Raw genomic sequence first — 19,245 nt, 5'->3', positions numbered from 1 at the left:
GGCCTCACCCTTCAACGAAAATCAGCGCCGGCGTTTCGAGCAGCGTCTTCAGCCGCTGCACGAAGGTCGCCGCATCCCAGCCGTCGATGACGCGGTGGTCGAAGCTCGACGACAGGTTCATGATCTTGCGCGGCACGAATTGTGCCCCGTCCCAGACCGGGCGTGTGGCGATCTTGTTGACGCCGACGATCGCCACCTCCGGATGATTGATGACCGGCGTCGAGGCGATGCCGCCGAGCGCGCCGAGCGAAGAGATGGTGATCGTCGAGCCGATCAGTTCGTCGCGCGTCGCGGTGCCGGTGCGGGCCGCCTCGGCCAGCCGGTTCAGCTCCGCCGCGCAATCCCAGATCCGCCGCGCTTCCGCATGGCGGACGACCGGCACGGTCAGGCCGGCCGGCGTCTGGGTGGCGATGCCGATATGGACCGCGGCGTGGCGGTGGATGATGCCGGCATGATCGTCGAAGGTGGCGTTGACGCCCGGCTGTTCGACGACGGTCCTGACCAGCGCGCGCATCAGGAACGGCAGGATCGTCAGCTTCGGCTGGTCCGGCTTGCGGTCGCGGTTCATTGTCGCGCGCAAGTCCTCGAGCGCCGTCACGTCCACCTCCTCCACATAGGTGATGTGGGGGATCCTCGACGTCGAGAGCGACATCTTCTCGGCGATCCGCCGCCTGAGGCCGGCCATCTTGATTTCTTCGACCGCCGTCTTGCGGACCAAGCCGACCTGGGCCGGTGACGGTTCGGCGCCGCGGCTGATGAAGAGGTCGATGTCCTCATGGGTGATGCGGCCGGCTGGCCCCGTACCGGTCACCTGCCGAAGATCGACGCCGCTCTCCCGGGCGCGCAGCCTGATCGCCGGCGAAGCCAGCGGTTTCCTAGCAATGTCCTGAGCCTCGCGCGGCGGTGGCGCTTGCCGGGGCTCGGCCTTTTCAGGTTTGGGTGGCGCCTTGGCTGTCGGCGGCGCGGAGACGGCGACAGGCTCTTCCAGCACGGCGTCGGCAAGCGCTTCCGGAACGCTGTCCGGGGGCGGTTCGCCATCTTCGCCGGCGGTCTCGATCCGGACCAGCGGCGCCTTTACTGCGACCGTATCGCCGATCTCGGCGCCGAGCCAGAGTACCTTGCCGGTAACCGGCGAGGGGATCTCGACCGTCGCCTTGTCGGTCATGACGGCGGCGAGCACCATGTCTTCGCGCACCGGATCGCCCGGCTTGACATGCCACTCGACGAGCTCGGCCTCGGCGACCCCCTCGCCGACGTCAGGCATCTTGATGATGAATTCGCCCATAATCTAGGCCTCCATCGCTTCGGTAAGGGCGCGGCCGACACGCGCCGGGCCGGGGAAATAGTCCCATTCCTGGGCATGCGGGTAGGGCGTGTCCCAGCCGGTCACCCGGACGACCGGGGCTTCGAGGTGGTAGAAACAGTGCTCCTGGACGAGCGCGACGAGTTCACCCCCGAAGCCCGAGGTCAGCGTCGCCTCGTGCACGACGACGCAACGCCCGGTTTTCGTGACCGACTGCACGATCGTTTCGAGATCGAGCGGAAGGAGGCTGCGCAGGTCGATGACTTCCGCATCGATGCCGGTTTCCTCCGCGGCGGCGAGCGCCACATGCACCATCGTTCCATAGGCGATCACGGTTACCGCAGAACCCTTGCGGCGGATTTCCGCCTTGCCGATCGGGATCGAATAGTGCCCCTCCGGCACGTCGCCGAGCTCGTGCTTCGACCATGGCGTGACCGGGCGCTCGTGATGGCCGTCGAAGGGGCCGTTGTAGAGCCGTTTCGGCTCCAGGAACATCACCGGATCCGGATCCTCGATCGCCGAGATCAGCAGACCCTTGGCGTCATAGGGGTTCGACGGCACGATGACCTTCAGCCCGCAGACATGGGTGAACAGCGCTTCCGGGCTCTGGCTATGGGTCTGGCCGCCGAAGATGCCGCCGCCGGTCGGCATGCGCACCACGATCGGGCAGGTGAAGTCGCCGTTCGAGCGATAGCGGATGCGGGCCGCTTCTTGTGTGAGCTGGTCGTAGGCCGGATACATGTAATCGGCGAACTGGATCTCGACGCAGGGCTTCAGCCCATAGGCCGCCATGCCGATGGCGGTGCCGACGATGCCGGCTTCGCTGATCGGCGCATCGAAGCAGCGGGTCTTGCCGTATTTCGCCTGAAGCCCCTGGGTGCAGCGGAAGACGCCGCCGAAATAGCCGACATCCTCGCCGAAGACCACGACATCCTCGTCGCGCCCCATCGAGACGTCCATGGCGCTTCGCACCGCTTCGATCATTGTCATTCTGGCCATGTCAGTACCCTGCCTTTTGCCGCTGGCGGCGGATATGCGGCGGCATCTCGGCATAGACGCCCTCGAAAATGTCACGCACCGACGGCCTGCCGCCGGCATGCAGCGTGCCGTGGCTTTCGGCTTCCTTCTGCGCCTGGATGACCTGATCCATGATCTCCGCCTCCGCCTGGGCATGCCGCTCGTCCGACCAGACGCCGCGCAGGATCAGGTGCTTCTTCAGCCTGAGCACCGGGTCGCCGAGCGGCCAGGCCTCCGATTCCGTCTTCGGCCGGTAGGCACTCGGATCGTCGGAGGTCGAATGGGCGCCGACACGATAGGTCACATATTCGATCAGCGTCGGGCCGAGATTGCGCCGCGCCCGTTCGGCCGCCCAGCGGGCGACCGCGTAGACGGCGAGATAGTCGTTGCCGTCGACGCGCAGCGCCGGAATGCCGAAGCCGAGGCCGCGGGCCGCGAAGGTTCCGGAGCCGCCGCGGGCGATGCCCTGGAAGGTCGAGATCGCCCACTGGTTGTTGACGATGTTGAGGATGACCGGCGCCTTGTAGGTGGAGGCGAAAACCAGCGACGAATGGAAATCCGACTCGGCCGTCGAACCGTCGCCGATCCAGCCGGCGGCGATCCGCGTGTCGTTCTTGATGGCCGAGGCCATCGCCCAGCCGACCGCCTGGACATATTGCGTGGCGAGATTGCCGGAAATGGTGAAGAAGCCGTGCTCCTTGGAGGTGTACATGACCGGCAACTGCCGGCCGTGACAGGGATCCAGCTCGTTCGAGAAGATCTGGTTCATCATGTCGACCATCGGATAGTCGTCGGCGATCAGCAGCCCGGCCTGGCGATAGGTCGGGAAATTCATGTCGCCCCTGCGAAGCGCTCTTCTGAAGGCGCAGCTCACCGCCTCCTCGCCAAGATGCTGCATGTAGAAGGATGTCTTGCCCTGACGCTGGGCCATCAGCATGCGGGCGTCGAAGGCTCTGAGCAGCATCATGTGCCGAAGACCGGTCAGCAATTCCTCGTCCGAGAGAAGCCCGGCCCAGGGACCGACAGCCTCACCCTCGCGGTTCAGCACCCGAATGATCGAGTAGGCAAGATCGCGGATCGCTTCCGGTTCCACGTCGACCTCCGGCCGCGGCACGGAACCGGCCTTCGGAATCTTGACGTTGGAGAAATCGGGCTGATCGCCGGGCCGGACGGCCGGTTCGGGGACATGCAGACTCAGTCGGCTGAATTCATCCATGCAGGTACCGGCCTCCCTTCCGGATTGCGCGTCGCATCCTCGTCAACTGCTGAGCGAAGAGCCGTGCAGTGGTGCGACGTCGATGACGACGGCAATGGCCCGCGGGCGCACCTTACGCCCCGGGCCGACAAGGCCGTCGACAACCCTCGTTCTCCCAAAGGGTTATGGCCACAGACTGCCACGACTTCCGGGTTTGATGAAGGGTTTTCGGCGGCGAGATCGGCGTTCGGACGAAGAAAGACAGATTCGTGCCGGCCCCTGCGTCCGGCCGATCGCGGAGCTGTGGCGGCGCCTCGGCGGTACGCAATTTTCTTTCGCGACGCCTCCAGGAAAGCGGACTGAAAGCGCTGTCAGACGAGCGGAGCGATCGTGATCGGCGTGCCGTCCGAGAACCGCGACAGGCGAAATTCGGTGGGATCGACGATCGGCCTGTCGCCGGTGACAAGGTCGGCCACCAGATGTCCTGTACCCGGCCCGGCCTGCCGCAAAGGCCCGCGTCCAGTCTGTCTTTTTTCGATAAAAATACGAACTCTCGGCTTGACAGCCTGACAGGCTTCGATGTCTGTTGGAAGCGGAGATGCGTGGTCGCCAAGGCATGAACGCAAACCAATCCTTTCGATCTCGAAGAGGCAGACAATGAGCGGACTTCTTGCAGGCAAGCGCGCGGTGATCACTGCTGCGGCACAGGGTATCGGCCGGGCGGCGGCGGAGGCGTTCAGCCGGGAAGGGGCATCTGTCATTGCGACCGACGTCAACGAGGACAAACTCGCCGAACTCGCAGCCACCGGAATCGAAGTGGCGAAACTCGATGTTCTGAGTGACGCGGCGATCGCCGAGTTTGCGGCGCGCATCGGCCCGGTCGACGTCCTCTTCAACTGCGCCGGTTTCGTCCATGCCGGCACAATCCTGGAGACGAGCGAGAAGGACTACGACTTCGCTTTCGATCTCAACGTCAAATCGATGTTCCGGATGATCCGCGCCGTCCTGCCGGGCATGCTCGAAAAGGGTGGCGGCTCGATCATCAACATGTCTTCGGTCGCCGGTGTGCCGATGGGCGTGCCGAACCGCTTCGTCTACTCCGCCAGCAAGGCGGCGGTCATCGGCCTGACCAAGTCGGTGGCGCTCGATTACATCGGCAAGGGCATCCGCTGCAATGCGATTGCGCCGGGCACTGTGCAATCGCCATCACTTGAGGAGCGGATGCGGGCGCAGGGCAATTACGAGGAGGCGCGTGCCGCCTTCATCGCCCGCCAGCCGATGGGCCGGCTCGGCACGCCCGAGGAGATCGCCGCACTTGCCGTCTATCTCGCCAGCGACGTCTCGGGCTATACGACCGGCCAAGTACATGTCGTCGACGGCGGCATGAGCTTGTAGGCGCGGGCCTTTTCGAGCTGCGCCTGCGCCTCTATGCTCCGGCCATGCCCAAAGCCGATAACACGCTTCGCCCCGTCCTGCGCATCGATTTCCCGCCCGAGGATCGCCTCGGGCGCGGCAAGATCATGCTGCTCGAACTGATCCGCGAAACGGGGTCGATCTCGGCGGCCGGCCGCGCCATGGACATGTCCTACCGGCGCGCCTGGCTGCTGGTCGATGCGCTCAATCGGATGTTCCAGGAGGCCGCGGTCGAGTCGCAGCGCGGCGGCAGGCAAGGTGGCGGCGCCGCGCTCACCGAATTCGGCGAGGCGCTGATCGAGCGCTTCAGGGGGATGGAAACGAAGGCCCGCGCCGCGATCGCCGACGACCTCGACTGGCTCGAGGCGGCCCGTGCAGATGTCACCCCTCCCCAACCCCTCCCCACAAGGGGGAGGGGCTAAGAGCGTGCGGCGATGGCCCGCGCTATTTCCGACCCTTGTGCCTGATGAAAAGGATCAAGATGGCGCGAGCCGGGAGCGGCGGGTTAAGTCCCTCCCCCTTGTGGGGAGGGGTTGGGGAGGGGCAAGTCCCTCAAGGGTAATGCCGTGCGATTTCATCCCGAAGATCATCCCGATCTAGTAATCCAGTGCCACGGTCTTGATGATGGCGTGAACGGGCTTGCCCGGCTCAAGCCCGAGCGTGTCGCGCGAGAGGGCGGTGATGCGAGCGACGATGATAGTGCCGCCGCAGTCGACGCGCACATCGACGCTGCCCTCCTGGGTCCTTGAAAGATCGACGATCGTTCCCGGAAGGACGTTGAGGGCGCTGATCCCTTCCGGCTTCGTCGTGGCAAGCATCACGTCACGTCCGGCTATGTAGACACGGAGCCGCTGGCCCGGTGCCGTGACGAGATGCGGTATGCGGATCAGGCATCCTCCCGCCCGCAACACCGTCAGCCTATGCGCGACGTCATGGCTGTCGACCACGCCGTCGATCAGGGCGCCGGTCTCCCGCCGCTCGACCGCGTCCGTCGGCCGGCTGAGAATGGCGGCGGCCGTGCCGGATGCCTTGACCCGGCCGTTTTCGACCACCACGACACGCTCTGCCAGCCGCGCCACCTCCGCGACGGAATGACTGACATAGACGATCGGTATTTTGGTCTCGTCGCGAAGCCGCTCCAGATAGGGGAGGATCTCCGCCTTTCTCGCCTCGTCGAGCGCGGCAAGCGGCTCGTCCATCAGCAGCAGCCGCGGCGCCGCAAGCAGCGCGCGGCCGACCGCGACGCGCTGGCGCTCACCGCCGGAGAGTGTTGAAGGGCGCCGTTCGAGCAGATCCCCGATGCCGAGCATGTCGACGACCTTGGCGAACTCGGAGGCGGACTTGCCTGCATTGGCGAACCAGCGGCCGTAGGCGAGATTCCTGCGGACACTCAGATGCGGAAAGAGCCGGGCCTCCTGGAAGACATAGCCGAAGCGGCGGCGATGCACCGGGGTGAAGAGCCGCTTCTCGCTATCAGCGATGACGTCTCCATCGAGCAGGATGCGGCCGGCATCGGGCCTCAGGAGTCCGGCGATAATGTTGATCAGCGAGGTCTTTCCGGAGCCCGAACGGCCGAAAAGCGCCGTGACGCCGCCCTCCGACCGGAACGCGGCGTCGATCGCGAAGGAGCCGATCCGGTGGCGCGCTTCGACCTCGAGGCTCATGCGGCGACCGTCCGTCGCGCCGCGGCGGCGGCAAAGACTTCCGACAACATCAACGCCGCCATCGAGATGACGATCGAGATGATGGCGAGCCGCATGGCGCCCGCGTCGCCGCCCGGAACCTGGGTAAAGCTGTAAATCGCCGCGGATAGCGTCTGGGTCTCGCCCGGGATATTCGAGACGAAGGTGATCGTCGCGCCGAATTCGCCCATCGCTTTGGCGAAGGAAAGGATCATGCCAGCGACGATGCCGGGCAGGATCAGCGGCAGGGTCACGGTCAGGAAGACCCAGGAAGGACTTGCGCCGAGCGTTGCGGCGGCATCTTCCAGCTTGCGGTCGACCGCTTCGATCGACAGCCGGATGCTGCGAACCATCAGCGGAAAGCCCATGACGGCGCAGGCGAGTGCGGCGCCCGTCCAGCGGAAGGAAAAGACGAGCCCGAAGTTGTCGGCGAGAAAAGCGCCGATCGGACCGCGGCGCCCGAACAGGATGAGCAGTACGAAGCCGGTGACCACCGGCGGCAGGATCAGCGGCATGTGGACGAAGCCGTTCAGCACCGACTTGCCCCAGAAGCGCCCGCGCGCAAGCGCCATGGCGGCGGGAAGTGCAAATGGCAGGCTCGAAAACATCGCGACCGTCGCGACGCGCAGACTCAACCGGACGGCCGTCCATTCCGCGTCGCTCAGGGCCATCCAGTCCAAGGTCGTGCTCCCCGCATTACAGAAGGTTGCGTCGTGCATTGTTGGATGCACGACGCGCACAAGTTCTGCCCGGTCGACGCCCGGTGGCGCAAGCCCTATTCGAGGACGATGAAGCCTTGTGTTTCGAAAAGCGCCGCGGCCTTCGGCGACTTGACGAATTCGAGATAGGCGGCGGCGTCCGGGTTCTTGCTGTCGGCGGCGATCGCGATCGGGTAGATGATCGGCGGATGGCTGTCTTCGGGGAAGGTGCCGACCACCTTCACGCCCGGGTCGGCCGCCGCATCCGTCTTGTAGACGATGCCATAGGGCGCCTCGCCGCGTGAAACGAGAAGGAGGGCGGCGCGTACGCTTTCGGCTCCGGCGACCTTCTCGGCGACCGTCGGCCAGATGCCGAGCTTTTCGAGCGCCGCCTTGCCGTATTTGCCGGCGGGGACGGAATCAACCGCGCCCATCGCCAGGCGGCCGTCGCCGAGCAGGGCGGCGAGGTCGAGGCCCGGCTTGATATCGACAGACCCCGCGTCGGCCTTGGCTGAAACGAGAACGATGCGATTGCCGAGCAGGTTGGAGCGCGTATCGGCCTTGATCAGCTTCCTTTCGGCAAGGTAGTCCATCCAGGCGAGATCGGCCGAGATGAAGATATCGGCAGGCGCGCCCTGTTCGATCTGTTTTGCCAGCGCCGAGCTTGCCGCGTAGGAGGCGGTCGTCTCCTTGCCGGTTTCCTCTTTCCATTTGGTGTTGATCGCGTCGAGTGCGTTCTTCAGGCTCGCAGCGGCGAAGACCGTTACTTTCTCCTCCGCCTGAGCCGGGGCGAATGCCGCGCCGGCCAAAGCCATGCCGAGCGCCAGCGCCAGACCGGTAAGCCCCAAACCCTTCAGCCACTCTCTCCGTCCCTTGAACATACCTGTCTCCATCTCTTTCGTAATGTTCTTCAGAATATACGGTTCGCCGTTCTCGTTAGCGCTATATCCGCAGAAATACAATGCTCCCCGAGTGCGGTAATCAAAGCGGTGAACTGAAGGGCCAAATACGGCGCGGGTGCTTGCGATGGACGCGCACGGGTCTAAATTCCGAGACGGAACGACGCGAGGTGAATCCATGGATGCGACGATCAGGCTGGAGGAGAGCTGGAAAGCCGTGCTGACGCCGGAATTCCGGCACGGCTACATGGTCGACTTGAAGCGCTTTCTTCTGGACGAGAAGCAACAGGGCCGGCAGATCTATCCGAAGGGCAGTGAGTATTTCCGGGCGCTCGATCTGACGCCGCTCGAAAAGGTCCGGGTCGTCATCCTCGGCCAGGATCCCTATCATGGCGACGGCCAGGCGCACGGGCTTTGCTTCAGCGTGCAGCCGGGCGTGCGCACCCCGCCGTCGCTTGTCAACATCTACAAGGAGCTTCGCGATGACCTCGGCATTCCGCCGGCCCGCCACGGCTTCCTCGAAAGCTGGGCACGCCAGGGGGTGCTGCTCCTGAACAGCGTGCTGACCGTCGAGCGGGGCCGGGCGGCCTCGCACCAGGGCAAGGGTTGGGAGCGTTTTACCGACGCAGTCATCCGCGCCGTCAACGAGCAGGCGCAGCCAGTCGTCTTCATGCTCTGGGGCTCCTACGCGCAGAAGAAGGCGGCCTTTGTCGATCGCTCCCGGCATCTGGTGCTGACCGCGCCGCATCCGTCGCCGCTCTCGGCCCATTCCGGCTTCCTCGGCTGCAGGCATTTCTCCAAGGCCAATGCCTTCCTGGAGTCGAAGAGGCTCGATCCGATCGATTGGCGGCTGCCGGACGATCCGCCTCTCGCCGTCGATCGGCAGGCTGCGTCCGCCTGTTGACGCCGTCGTTGCGCCTCCTGTCGTGTACGGACCTTGCGCTGCGGGTCCCGATCCGCCAAAGCATGGTGTCTAAAGCGCGTTGCACTCGAACATGCGACGCGCTTTAGGGTTTTTTGTGCATGTCGGTGCCCCAAAACCACTGCACACTTTTGGGGCGACATGCACTGCGCGCAGACGGGAGAGACGGCATGCGGCATATCCTGATCATCGGTATCGGGGCGGGCAACCCGGAGCATATCACGGTTCAGGCGATCAATGCGCTGAACCGGGCCGATGTGCTCTTCATCCCGACCAAGGGAGCGAAGAAGACCGAGCTTGCCGAAGTGCGCCGCGATATCTGCGCCCGCTATGTGTCGCGGGATGACAGCCGCACGGTCGAGTTCGCCGTGCCGGTCCGCCGCACCGAGGAGCGCAGCTACGTTCAAAGCGTCGATGATTGGCATGCCAGCATCGCCGCCACTTACGAGGCGCTGCTTTCGGACGAGCTTGCGGAAGGACAGACCGGCGCGTTCCTCGTGTGGGGCGATCCGATGCTCTATGACAGCACGATCCGCATCGTCGAAAGGGTCCGCGCACGGGGCAGTGTAGCGGTCGACTTCGAAGTCATCCCCGGCATCACCAGCCTCCAGGCGCTCTGCGCCAGCCATCGCATCCCGCTCAATCTTGTCGGAAAGCCCGTCGAGATCACCACCGGCCGCCGGCTGGCCGAGACCTTTCCGCACAGGAGCGAGACGGCCGTCGTCATGCTCGACGGCGAACAGGCCTTCCAGAAGATCGACGATCCCGAAGCCGAGATTTTCTGGGGCGCCTATCTCGGCACGCCGGACGAGATCGCCATTTCAGGGCGCCTCGCCGATGTGAAGGAAGACATCCTGAGGGCGCGGGCGGCGGCGCGCGAGCGGATGGGATGGATCATGGACATCTATCTTCTGCGCAAGGGGGCCGATTTCGACGAGTAGCCGCCGCTTGCCTGGGCTTTGATCTCTCTCAAGGAAGGCGGCTGTGATATAGGCTCTATCACAGATGCGGAGTGTGAGGCCGCGATGTGTCCCGAGGATATTGGAAGACGATGACGAGCTGCGCTGCGCCCAAGTCACAAACGGAGCCCGGCCAATCGATGCGCCGCGGCGCCTGTCCGTCGCTCGCCGCGCCGATGCGGACCGGAGACGGTCTGCTCGTGCGGCTGCGTCCGGCGACCGATGGTCTGAGGCCCGCCGAACTTCGTGCGCTGGCCGAAGCGGCGGCGGCCTGCGGCAGCGGCATCATCGAAGTAACTGCTCGGGGCAACCTGCAGATCCGCGGGCTGACCGCATCGAGCGTGCCGGCCCTTGCCGCCGCGATCGGCGAGGCGGGAATTGCCGTTGCCGATGGCGTGGCGATCGAAACGCCGCCGCTTGCCGGATTTGATGCGAGCGAAATCGCCGATCCTCGGCCGCTGGCCGCGGCGCTGCGCGCCGCGATTGCCGATCGGCGCCCTGCACTTGCGCTCGCGCCGAAATTGTCGATCGTTATCGATGGGTGTGGCCGCTTCCACCTGCGGGATAGTTCGGCTGACCTGCGTATTGAAGCGTTGAACCGCGAGGATTGCCTACGCTGGCTGTTGTCGCTCGGCGGCACGGCGCGTCCGGAACGGCCCGTTGCGCTCCTGGAGACGGAACGGGTTGTCCCCGCGGTGATGGAAATTCTCACGGAACTCGATGCCCTCGGCGCGGTCGCGCGCGGCCGCGACCTCGATGCGGATCGCATCCGGCAGCACTTCTCCGCTGATATTGGCGCCCTCCCGGCGACGGACCGCGGCGCCCCGCCGTTCTTGCCGGCGGGCATTCACGGTTTCGGCGACGGGCGCATCGTGCTCGGTATCGCTCTTGCTTTTGCGCAGACCGACAGTGCCGACCTCATTGCCTTTCTGCACTGCGCCGAGGAACTGGGCGCGACGGAAATTCGCCTCGCGCCGCGCCATGGCATTCTTGTCCTCGGCCTGTCGAGCGAGGCGGCCGCTGTCGTGCAGCGGCTCGCACTTTCCCATGGCTTCCTGGTCACCCCCAATGACCCACGCAATCATATCGCGACCTGCGCCGGCCTTGCCTGCGCCTCGGCGTTGATGGACACCAAGGCGGCGGCCAGGCTAATGGTCGACGTCGGCGCCGAGCTTCTCGACGGCTCGCTCGCAATTCACCTGTCGGGCTGTTCCAAGGGATGCGCGAGACCCAGGGCATCTGCGCTGACGCTCGTCGGTGCGCCATCAGGATATGCGCTTGTCGTAAATGGTACTGCTTCCGTCGCGCCGAGCGCCTACAGGGATGAAAACGGAATAAGAACCGCATTGGCCGGCCTCAACGCGCTGGTGCGAGAAAACAAAGACGCTGGCGAATCGGCGCTCTCCTGTCTTACACGGCTCGGGACCGCACGCATCGTCGTCGCGTTTGAACAGGGATAGAAATGCCTGATTACGATTATATCCGCGATGGCAACGCCATCTACGAGCGTTCCTTCGCGATCATCCGCGCCGAAGCCGACCTTTCCGGCTTCTCGGAGGAAGAGGCCGACCTTGCGGTGCGCATGGTGCATGCCTGCGGTTCCGTCGAGGCGGCGCGCCAGTTCGTCTTCTCTTCCGATTTCGTCTCCGCCGCACGCGATGCGCTGAAGAACGGCGCACCGATCTTCTGCGATGCAGAAATGGTCGCCCATGGCGTCACCCGGGCGCGGCTGCCGGCCGGCAACGAGGTGATCTGCACGCTCCGCGATCCGCGCACGGCGGAGATCGCGGCCGAGATCGGCAATACGCGCTCGGCGGCGGCACTGAAACTCTGGGGCGAGCGGATGGCGGGCTCGGTCGTCGCCATCGGCAATGCACCGACGGCGCTGTTCTATCTTCTTGAAATGCTGCGTGACGGTGCCCCGAAGCCGGCGGCGATCCTCGGCATGCCGGTCGGCTTCGTCGGCGCAGCGGAATCGAAGGATGCGCTTGCCGAGAATTCCTACGGCGTTCCCTTCGCGATCGTCCGCGGCCGGCTTGGCGGCAGTGCGATGACGGCGGCGGCGCTGAACTCGCTGGCGAGGCCGGGCCTGTGAGGGGGCCGGGCAGACTGATCGGCGTCGGTACCGGCCCCGGCGACCCCGAGCTCTTGACCGTCAAGGCGGTGCGGGCGCTCGGCGAGGCGGACGTCGTCGCCTATTTCGCCAAGGCGGGTCGCAGCGGCAACGGCCGCGCCGTCGTCGAACACCTTCTGAAGTCCGATCTTGTCGAACTGCCGCTCTACTATCCGGTGACGACGGAAATCGACAAGGACGACGAAGCCTATAAGCGGCAGATCACCGATTTCTACGACGCCTCCGCAGAAGCGGTCGCGCTGCATCTCAAGGCCGGTCGGACCGTCGCCGTGCTGAGCGAGGGCGACCCGCTGTTCTACGGCTCCTATATGCATCTGCATGTGCGGCTCGCGGGCCGTTTCCCGGCCGAAGTCATTCCCGGCATCACGGCGATGTCCGGCTGCTGGTCGGCTGCCGGCCTGCCGCTGGTGCAGGGCGACGACGTGCTTTCGGTCCTTCCGGGCACGATGGGCGAAGCCGAATTGCAGCGCCGGCTCGCCGATACCGAAGCGGCGGTGATCATGAAGGTCGGCCGCAACCTGCCGAAAATCCGCCGCGCCCTTGCGACGGCTGGCAAACTCGATGCAGCGGTCTATGTCGAGCGCGGCACGATGAAGAACGCGGCGATGATCCCGCTCGGCCAGAAGCCGGACGACGCGGCGCCCTATTTCTCGCTGGTGCTCGTTCCCGGCTGGAAGGACAGACCCGTCTGGAAAGATGAGCCCGGCGCAAAGGACAGATCATGACCGGAAAGCTCTTCATCGTCGGTACCGGCCCCGGCAATCCGGCCCAGATGACGCCGGAAGCGCAGGATGCGATCGCGGTTGCGACCGAATTCTTCGGCTATGGCCCTTACCTCGACCGCCTGCACCTGCGGGCTGACCAACATCGGATCGCCTCCGACAACCGCGAGGAACTGGACCGCGCGCAAGCGGCACTGACACGCGCCAGCGCCGGCGTCGATGTCTGCGTGGTCTCCGGCGGCGACCCGGGCATTTTCGCGATGGCGGCGGCCGTCTGCGAGGCCATCGACAAGGGACCGGAGGCGTGGCGGCAGGTGGATCTCACGATCACGCCGGGCGTCACGGCGATGCTCGCTGTGGCGGCACGCATCGGTGCGCCACTCGGCCACGATTTCTGCGCCATGTCGCTGTCCGATAACCTGAAGCCGTGGGACTTGATCACCAAGCGGGTGCGGCTCGCGGCCGAGGCGGGATTGGTCATCGCGCTCTATAACCCGATCAGCAAGGCGCGTCCCTGGCAGCTCGGCGAAGCCTTCGAGGTGCTGCGCCAGGTGCTGCCGGCTCGCGTGCCGGTGATCTTCGGCCGCGCCGCCGGTCGCCCGGACGAGCGCATTGCCGTCATGCCGCTCGGCGAAGCCGATCCCGAGCGCGCCGATATGGCGACCTGCGTGATCATCGGCTCGCCGGAGACGCGGATCGTCGCCCGCGACGGCAAACCCGATCTCGTCTACACGCCACGATCCTTCACCGGGGACAGCCATTGATGGATGCGTTCGAGCGCCTCGTCACAGTCGCAGACCGTCGGCACATCGGCGGGCTCGTGGCGCTCGACCATCACGACCTGGAGCCCAAGCCTCCGGGCCGCGGCGATCTTGCCATAGGTGGCGGTGCCGCCGCTGTTCTTGGCGACGATGACATCGATTGCCTGTTCGCCGAGCAGTTCGAGCTCGTCCGCCTCGGCGAAAGGGCCGTGCGCGAGAATAGCTTTGGCGTCGGGCAGGTTCAGCGGCGGCGTTACGGGATCGACGCTGCGCACCACATAGCTGTGCTGCGGCGCCTTCTCGAAGTGGAAGGCCTCCTGGCGGCCGATCGCCAGGAAGACGCGGCGCGGCGCCGCGCCGAGGGCGGACACCGCCTCGGCCACGCTCGCGACGCGCGTCCAGCGATCGCCCGGCTGGGCGTCCCAGGCGGGCCGGCGCAGCGCGAAGAGCGGCGTTCCGCTCGCCGCCGCAGCGGCTGCCGCGTTGTGGGAAATCCGCGCCGCAAAGGGATGGGTCGCATCGACGAGCAGGGAAATGCTCTCGCGCTTCAGGAAGACGGCAAGCCCTTCGGCGCCACCGAAGCCGCCGACGCGGGTCGGCAACGGCTGCGGCCGCGGATCGGCGGTGCGGCCGGCGAGCGAGATCGCCGCGTCGTAGCGCCGATCGGCCGCCAGCCTCTCGGCAAGCTGCCGCGCCTCGGTCGTGCCGCCGAGGATCAGGATGCGAGGTCTGCCCGTGGCTGACATGTCGAATAGCGTCTCGGCCATGGTCGCTCCCTGGTTGACCGTCATCGGTATCGGGGAGGATGGTGTAGCCGGTCTCGGCGACGAGGCCAAGCGGCTGATTGCGGCAGCCCCCGTCGTCTTCGGCGGCGTCCGCCATCTTGAGCTCGCGGCATCCCTGATCCACGGCGAGAGCGAGGCCTGGCAGAGCCCTTTCGAAAAGTCGGTTGAGGCGATCGTTTCAAGGCGAGGGAGCCCCGTCGTGGTGCTCGCCTCCGGCGACCCTTTCCTCTACGGCGTCGGCGCCACGCTGGCGCGCCGTATCGATGCCAGCGAAATCCGCACGATCCCGGCGCCTTCGGCCTTCAGCCTCGCAGCGTCGCGGCTCGGTTGGGCGCTGCAGGAGCTGGCAACCGTCTCGCTGCATGGCCGCCCGCTCGATCTCATCCGGCCGCACTTGCAGCCGGGCGCCCGCATTCTGGCGCTGACCTCGGACGAGAACGGCCCGAATGCGCTCGCCGGACTGCTTGGCGAATGCGGCTTCGGTCAGTCCCGGCTTACCGTCCTCGAAGCCCTCGGCGGGGAACGCGAGCGCGTTTCCCGGCACCTTGCTTCGAGCTTCACACTGGAAAAGGTCAACGCCTTGAACCTCTGCGCCGTCGAGGTCGTCGCGGATGGCAGTGCCCGCGTCCTGTCTCTTGCCGGCGGCCGCGACGATTCACTCTTCGAGCATGACGGCCAGATCACCAAGCGCGAGGTGCGGGCGCTGACGCTATCGGCGCTGGCGCCGCGCAAGGGCGAGCTTCTCTGGGACATCGGCGCCGGCTCCGGCTCGATCGCCATCGAATGGATGCTGGCGGATCCGGCAATGCGGGCGATCGCCGTCGAAGCTTCGCCCGAGCGGGCGGCACGGATCGGCCGCAATGCGGCGCGTTTCGGGGTCCCGGGATTGTCCGTCGTCGAAGGCCAGGCGCCGGACGCGCTTCGCGGGCTGGCCCGCCCGGACGTGATCTTCATCGGTGGCGGCGGCAGTGAAACCGGCGTCATGGAGGCGGCAGTCGCCGCACTTCCCGCCGGCGGTAGGCTTGTCGCCAATGCCGTCACGACGGAAATGGAAGCGGTGCTTATTGCCCATCACGCCCGGCTCGGCGGTTCGCTCGTCCGCATCGACATCGCCCGCGCCGCTCCCGTTGGCACCATGACGGGCTGGCGACCGGCGATGCCGGTGACGCAATGGTCCTGGGTCAAGGCCTGAGATTTTTAGAGGATAGATCATGACGGTTCATTTCATCGGCGCAGGCCCGGGCGCGGCAGACCTTATCACGGTCAGGGGCAGGGATCTGATCGGCCGCTGCCCGGTCTGCCTCTATGCCGGGTCGATCGTCTCGCCGGAGCTTTTGCAATATTGCCCGCCCGGTGCCCGCATCGTCGATACGGCGCCGATGTCGCTCGACGAGATCGAGGCGGAATATCTGCGCGCGGCCGAAGCCGGCGAGGATGTCGCGCGACTGCATTCCGGCGACCTTTCGGTCTGGAGTGCCGTTGCCGAGCAGATCCGCCGTCTGGAGAAGCACGGTATCGACTACACGATGACGCCCGGCGTGCCGGCCTTCGCCGCCGCCGCGGCGACGCTCGGCCGCGAATTGACCATTCCGACCGTGGCGCAAAGCCTTGTGTTGACCCGCGTTTCGGGCCGCGCATCGCCGATGCCGAACAGCGAAACACTGGCCGCCTTCGGCGCAACCCGGTCGACGCTGGCGATCCACCTCGCGATTCACGCGCTCGACCGCGTCGTCGAGGAACTGACGCCGCTCTACGGCGCCGATTGCCCGGTGGCGATCGTCGTCAAGGCCTCCTGGCCGGACGAACGCGTCCTGCGCGGCACGCTCGGCGATATCGCCTCAAAGGTCGCGGCCGAACCGATCGAGCGTACGGCTCTGATCTTCGTCGGACCGGGGCTGGAAGCGTCGGACTTCCGGGAGAGCTCCCTTTACGATCCGGCCTATCAGCGGCGCTTTCGCGGCCGGGATTAGCCCGCTTCTCTCACCGCCTTTAGCGCCGGTGGCGCAACTCGGCCCGCCGGGACGCCTGTTTGGCGCTCCGGCTTCGAAGACGAACGGAGTCGGCGCCACTGTGAGCGGCGGGTCTGGGTTCGGCGATGTCTCCTGTTCTGGTTGCGGAAGGGTTTCAGGCCGGCGGCATCAGCGGGCCGCGGCACGTATTCGGGCGTGTGCCAGTGCAAATTCGTCGGCATAGGGACAGGCGGATGCCATCGCGATTTTGATGCGACGCACCGAGACGCGGACCTGGGCGCCGATCTTTAACAGCTTCAGCCGGATGGTGCCGCAGGTCGCCTCGGCGAGCCGCGTATGGGCAAGGCCAAGGCGGCGCAGGGCGCAGATCAGCACGTAGGCCAACGAGGCGAACCAGAGGCGCAGTTGATTGGCGTGCATGGTGTGGGCGCTGGTGCGGTCGGCGTAGAGATCGAGCTGGCATTCTTTGATGCGGTTCTCCATGTCACCGCGGGCGCAGTAGAGATCCTCGTAAAGCGTCTGTGCCGCCCAGCGCTCTGGCTTAAGGGAGGTGACGATGAAGCGCGGATTGGCGCCCAGCAGCGTCCATTCCGCTTTTCCAACGACCCGCCGTCGTCGTGTCCAGCTGTCCTTGGTCGACCACAGGAAGTCGCGGAAGACGCGGGTCGCCTGGGCGCTTGCCTGGGATAACAGGCTTGCTTCCTCCATGGCCGGCGCGATTTGCCTTTCCAGCCGCGGGTTGCGAGCAAGGCCAAAGACATAGTCGACCTTGTTGGTCTCGCACCAGTCCATCAGTTCGTCGCGGGCGAAGCCGGAATCGGCGCGCAGGATGATGCGCACGTTTGGCCAGCTTTGGCGGATCTGCCCGATGATACGATCGATTTCGGCGACCGAGCCTGCGCTGGCGTCGATGTTCGAACGCCGTAGCTTGGCCGAAAGCAGGTGGCGGCCGCAGAAGATGTACAGCGGCAGATAGCAATAGCAGTTGTAATAGCCGTGAAAGAACCGACCCTCCTGGTGACCGTGCAGCGGATCATCGGTGGCGTCGAGATCGAGCACGATTTCCTCAGGCGGGCTGTCGTGCGCGTCCAGGAACAGCTCGATGAACAGCGCTTCCAGCGCTTGCCTGTCGTAAGCGATCTTGTGATAGCGCGTCGGCTGGCCGAGACGGCCGTGCTCCAGCCGGTTCAAGGTGGATTTGCCGGCAAGCACCGCACAGTCTTGCCGCTTCGGCGTCAGCCGCTCCGACAGAAGCGCGAGCACCGGGTCGTGGCGCAGCCTGTCGTGGTCATCGACATCCTCGTAGCCCAGCGCGATCGCCGCAACGCGCTGCCCGACCAGCGTGCGCACGCTGTGGACCGTGCACGTCGGATCGCGGTCATCAACGAAGCAAGCGGCCACCCGGTCGAACAGTCCGATGACCCCATCGACATGGCGAAGCAGCAGGGCGCCGGCATCCGAGGTGATCGCTCCGCCGTCGAAACCAGCGACCACTTTGTGACCGTCGAAGCCTTCAAATTCGAGCTGCTCGGCGATACAGTGTGTTTGCATCGGACCCCCTCAACGAATCTGATAACCCTTTGTAGCAAAAGAAGTTTCTCAGATTCGCGGGCCCGATGCACCTCTTACTTTGAGATATTCAGGTTAGGTCTTATTCCGCATCCGGTTGCGCTGCCGGCTTCGGTTTGCGAGGAACGTCGCGTCGATCCTCGACGCGGTCGCGGTAAAGCGCCGCCTGTCCGAGCAGCATCAGCGTCACCGGCGTCGTCACGACGACGAAGAAGAGGATCAGCAGTTCGTGGAAGATCCAGCGGCTCTCAAGCACCGCGAAGCAGAGCATCGACGCCATGCAGATAAGGATCGTTCCCCCACTCGTCGCGATCGTCGGGGCGTGCAGGCGGTCGTAGAAGCTCGGAAGGCGCAGCAGGCCGAGCGAGCCGATAAGCGTCATCGCCGCTCCGAGGAGCAGCAATCCGCAGACGATGATCGCCGCCCAGGCCGGCAGGTCGGCCAGATGGCTCATTCGATCACCTCGCCGCGCATCAGGAATTTCGCAAAGGCGATCGAGGAGACGAAGCCGATCAGCGCGATGATCAGCGCCGTTTCGAAATAGATGGTGTTGGCCGTGCGGATGCCGAAGGCAAGCAGCATCAGCATCGCGTTGATATAGAGCGTGTCGAGCCCGAGGATGCGGTCCTGGGCGCGCGGACCCTTGATGATCCGGTAGAGTGCGAAGGCCATCGCCAAGGCGAGCATGACCTGTGCAATGAGGATCGACCAGACGATTGCAAGCCCGATCATTCGAGTATCTCCTTCAGTCCCGCTTCGTAGCGCTTGACCGTTCGCCGCCAGAGATCCTCGTTCTCGATATCGAGCACGTGCAGGAGCAAGCTCTTCCGACGCCTGTCGTATTCGAGCCAGGCGGTGCCGGGGGTCGCAGTCAGTATGCAGGCGAGCAGGGCCAGCGCGTTCTCGTTTTCCAGATCGACATCGACGGTCATGAAACCGGTATTTGCCGGCCTGCGTCGGGCCCGCAGGATGATCCCGGCGACCGCGACATTCGAGCGAACGATGTCGGCGACGACGGTGAGCACGAAACCAGCCATAAGCCCCAGACGGCGGAGGCGCGATTGCGCCGGCTGCAGCTTCACCATGACCCAGGCGAGAATCGTGCTCAGCAAGACGCCGACGAGGATCGAGCCGGGCGCCACCGACTGGTTGAGCAACAACCACATGAGGAAGAGGGCGATCGAGAACAGCGGATAGGGATACCAGGCGCGCATTT

General features: G+C 65.4%; 21 protein-coding genes. 10 read left to right on the top strand and 11 right to left on the bottom strand.

Annotated elements, in window-relative coordinates; genetic code table 11:
* Positions 1-4: 4 nt before the first annotated feature.
* The 3 genes from NGR_RS26090 to NGR_RS26080 are packed head-to-tail and all read right to left on the bottom strand — an operon-like array spanning position 5 to position 3,536.
* Positions 5-1,285, bottom strand: a complete 1,281-nt coding sequence (locus tag NGR_RS26090; protein ID WP_012709487.1) for a dihydrolipoamide acetyltransferase family protein — start codon at positions 1,283-1,285, stop codon at positions 5-7.
* A gap of 3 nt (positions 1,286-1,288) precedes the next feature.
* On the bottom strand, positions 1,289-2,302 hold the full coding sequence (locus NGR_RS26085) for an alpha-ketoacid dehydrogenase subunit beta (protein WP_012709486.1): 1,014 nt from the start codon (positions 2,300-2,302) through the stop codon (positions 1,289-1,291).
* 1 nt (position 2,303) lies between these two features.
* A complete protein-coding gene (locus NGR_RS26080; protein ID WP_012709485.1) occupies positions 2,304-3,536 on the bottom strand; it encodes a 3-methyl-2-oxobutanoate dehydrogenase (2-methylpropanoyl-transferring) subunit alpha in 1,233 nt (410 codons plus the stop codon).
* 636 nt (positions 3,537-4,172) lie between these two features.
* On the opposite strand from NGR_RS26080, the gene NGR_RS26075 reads away from it, so the two are divergent.
* Positions 4,173-4,910, top strand: a complete 738-nt coding sequence (locus NGR_RS26075; RefSeq protein WP_012709484.1) for an SDR family oxidoreductase — start codon at positions 4,173-4,175, stop codon at positions 4,908-4,910.
* A gap of 44 nt (positions 4,911-4,954) precedes the next feature.
* A complete protein-coding gene (locus NGR_RS26070) occupies positions 4,955-5,350 on the top strand; it encodes a winged helix-turn-helix domain-containing protein (RefSeq protein ID WP_012709483.1) in 396 nt (131 codons plus the stop codon).
* 174 nt (positions 5,351-5,524) lie between these two features.
* Here the strand turns inward: NGR_RS26070 and modC are convergent, their stop codons facing one another.
* From modC to modA, 3 genes are all read right to left on the bottom strand, one after another.
* A complete protein-coding gene (gene modC / locus NGR_RS26065) occupies positions 5,525-6,592 on the bottom strand; it encodes a molybdenum ABC transporter ATP-binding protein (RefSeq protein ID WP_012709482.1) in 1,068 nt (355 codons plus the stop codon).
* A complete protein-coding gene (gene modB, locus NGR_RS26060; RefSeq protein ID WP_164924683.1) occupies positions 6,589-7,281 on the bottom strand; it encodes a molybdate ABC transporter permease subunit in 693 nt (230 codons plus the stop codon). Before modB ends, modC begins: the two co-directional genes overlap by 4 nt.
* Positions 7,282-7,385: 104 nt before the next feature.
* On the bottom strand, positions 7,386-8,189 hold the full coding sequence (gene modA / locus NGR_RS26055; RefSeq protein ID WP_012709480.1) for a molybdate ABC transporter substrate-binding protein: 804 nt from the start codon (positions 8,187-8,189) through the stop codon (positions 7,386-7,388).
* A gap of 196 nt (positions 8,190-8,385) precedes the next feature.
* Between modA and ung the strand changes: the two genes are divergently transcribed.
* The 6 genes from ung to NGR_RS26025 all read left to right on the top strand — a co-directional run bounded on the left by ung (position 8,386) and on the right by NGR_RS26025 (position 13,708).
* Positions 8,386-9,111, top strand: coding sequence for a uracil-DNA glycosylase (ung, locus tag NGR_RS26050; RefSeq protein ID WP_164924497.1), 726 nt, complete (start codon positions 8,386-8,388; stop codon positions 9,109-9,111).
* Between the two features lie 188 nt (positions 9,112-9,299).
* Positions 9,300-10,070 carry a precorrin-6A synthase (deacetylating) gene (gene cobF / locus NGR_RS26045; RefSeq protein WP_164924496.1) on the top strand — a complete coding sequence of 257 codons (771 nt, stop codon included), beginning with the start codon at positions 9,300-9,302 and terminating at the stop codon, positions 10,068-10,070.
* A gap of 110 nt (positions 10,071-10,180) precedes the next feature.
* Positions 10,181-11,548: a precorrin-3B synthase gene (cobG, locus tag NGR_RS26040; protein ID WP_012709477.1), complete on the top strand. Its 1,368-nt coding sequence runs from the start codon at positions 10,181-10,183 to the stop codon at positions 11,546-11,548.
* A 2-nt stretch (positions 11,549-11,550) separates the two neighbouring features.
* Positions 11,551-12,183, top strand: coding sequence for a precorrin-8X methylmutase (locus NGR_RS26035; protein WP_012709476.1), 633 nt, complete (start codon positions 11,551-11,553; stop codon positions 12,181-12,183).
* Complete coding sequence (locus NGR_RS26030; protein WP_012709475.1) at positions 12,180-12,947, top strand: precorrin-2 C(20)-methyltransferase; 768 nt, start codon at positions 12,180-12,182, stop codon at positions 12,945-12,947. Before NGR_RS26035 ends, NGR_RS26030 begins: the two co-directional genes overlap by 4 nt.
* Entirely contained in the window at positions 12,944-13,708 is a 765-nt protein-coding gene (locus NGR_RS26025) for a precorrin-3B C(17)-methyltransferase (protein WP_012709474.1), read from the top strand. Before NGR_RS26030 ends, NGR_RS26025 begins: the two co-directional genes overlap by 4 nt.
* Here the strand turns inward: NGR_RS26025 and NGR_RS26020 are convergent.
* The gene (locus NGR_RS26020) at positions 13,672-14,472 is read right to left on the bottom strand and encodes a cobalt-precorrin-6A reductase (protein WP_012709473.1); all 801 of its coding nucleotides are present in this window, start codon (positions 14,470-14,472) and stop codon (positions 13,672-13,674) included. The genes NGR_RS26025 and NGR_RS26020 overlap by 37 nt on opposite strands.
* On the opposite strand from NGR_RS26020, the gene cbiE reads away from it, so the two are divergent.
* Together cbiE and cobM are read left to right on the top strand one after the other, a co-directional pair.
* A complete protein-coding gene (gene cbiE / locus NGR_RS26015) occupies positions 14,450-15,682 on the top strand; it encodes a precorrin-6y C5,15-methyltransferase (decarboxylating) subunit CbiE (protein ID WP_164924495.1) in 1,233 nt (410 codons plus the stop codon). The two genes, NGR_RS26020 and cbiE, sit on opposite strands and share 23 nt — an antisense overlap.
* 19 nt (positions 15,683-15,701) lie before the next feature.
* The gene (gene cobM / locus NGR_RS26010) at positions 15,702-16,460 is read left to right on the top strand and encodes a precorrin-4 C(11)-methyltransferase (RefSeq protein ID WP_012709471.1); all 759 of its coding nucleotides are present in this window, start codon (positions 15,702-15,704) and stop codon (positions 16,458-16,460) included.
* Between the two features lie 168 nt (positions 16,461-16,628).
* On the opposite strand, the gene NGR_RS26005 is transcribed toward cobM, so the two are convergent.
* The 4 genes from NGR_RS26005 to NGR_RS25990 all read right to left on the bottom strand — a co-directional run bounded on the left by NGR_RS26005 (position 16,629) and on the right by NGR_RS25990 (position 19,243).
* Positions 16,629-18,011 (bottom strand): IS1380-like element ISRsp7 family transposase, encoded by a 1,383-nt coding sequence (locus tag NGR_RS26005; protein WP_012707092.1) that lies wholly within the window; start codon positions 18,009-18,011, stop codon positions 16,629-16,631.
* 100 nt (positions 18,012-18,111) lie between these two features.
* Positions 18,112-18,483: a monovalent cation/H(+) antiporter subunit G gene (gene mnhG / locus NGR_RS26000; protein ID WP_012709470.1), complete on the bottom strand. Its 372-nt coding sequence runs from the start codon at positions 18,481-18,483 to the stop codon at positions 18,112-18,114.
* Complete coding sequence (locus NGR_RS25995) at positions 18,480-18,761, bottom strand: K+/H+ antiporter subunit F (RefSeq protein WP_012709469.1); 282 nt, start codon at positions 18,759-18,761, stop codon at positions 18,480-18,482. Before NGR_RS25995 ends, mnhG begins: the two co-directional genes overlap by 4 nt.
* Entirely contained in the window at positions 18,758-19,243 is a 486-nt protein-coding gene (locus NGR_RS25990; protein WP_012709468.1) for a Na+/H+ antiporter subunit E, read from the bottom strand. Before NGR_RS25990 ends, NGR_RS25995 begins: the two co-directional genes overlap by 4 nt.
* Positions 19,244-19,245: the final 2 nt, after the last annotated feature.

The sequence above is a fragment of the Sinorhizobium fredii NGR234 genome, from assembly GCF_000018545.1.
Lineage (GTDB): Bacteria > Pseudomonadota > Alphaproteobacteria > Rhizobiales > Rhizobiaceae > Sinorhizobium > Sinorhizobium fredii_A.
The sequence above is the reverse complement of the archived record's forward strand: the minus strand, read 5'-3'. Positions and strand labels throughout refer to the sequence as shown.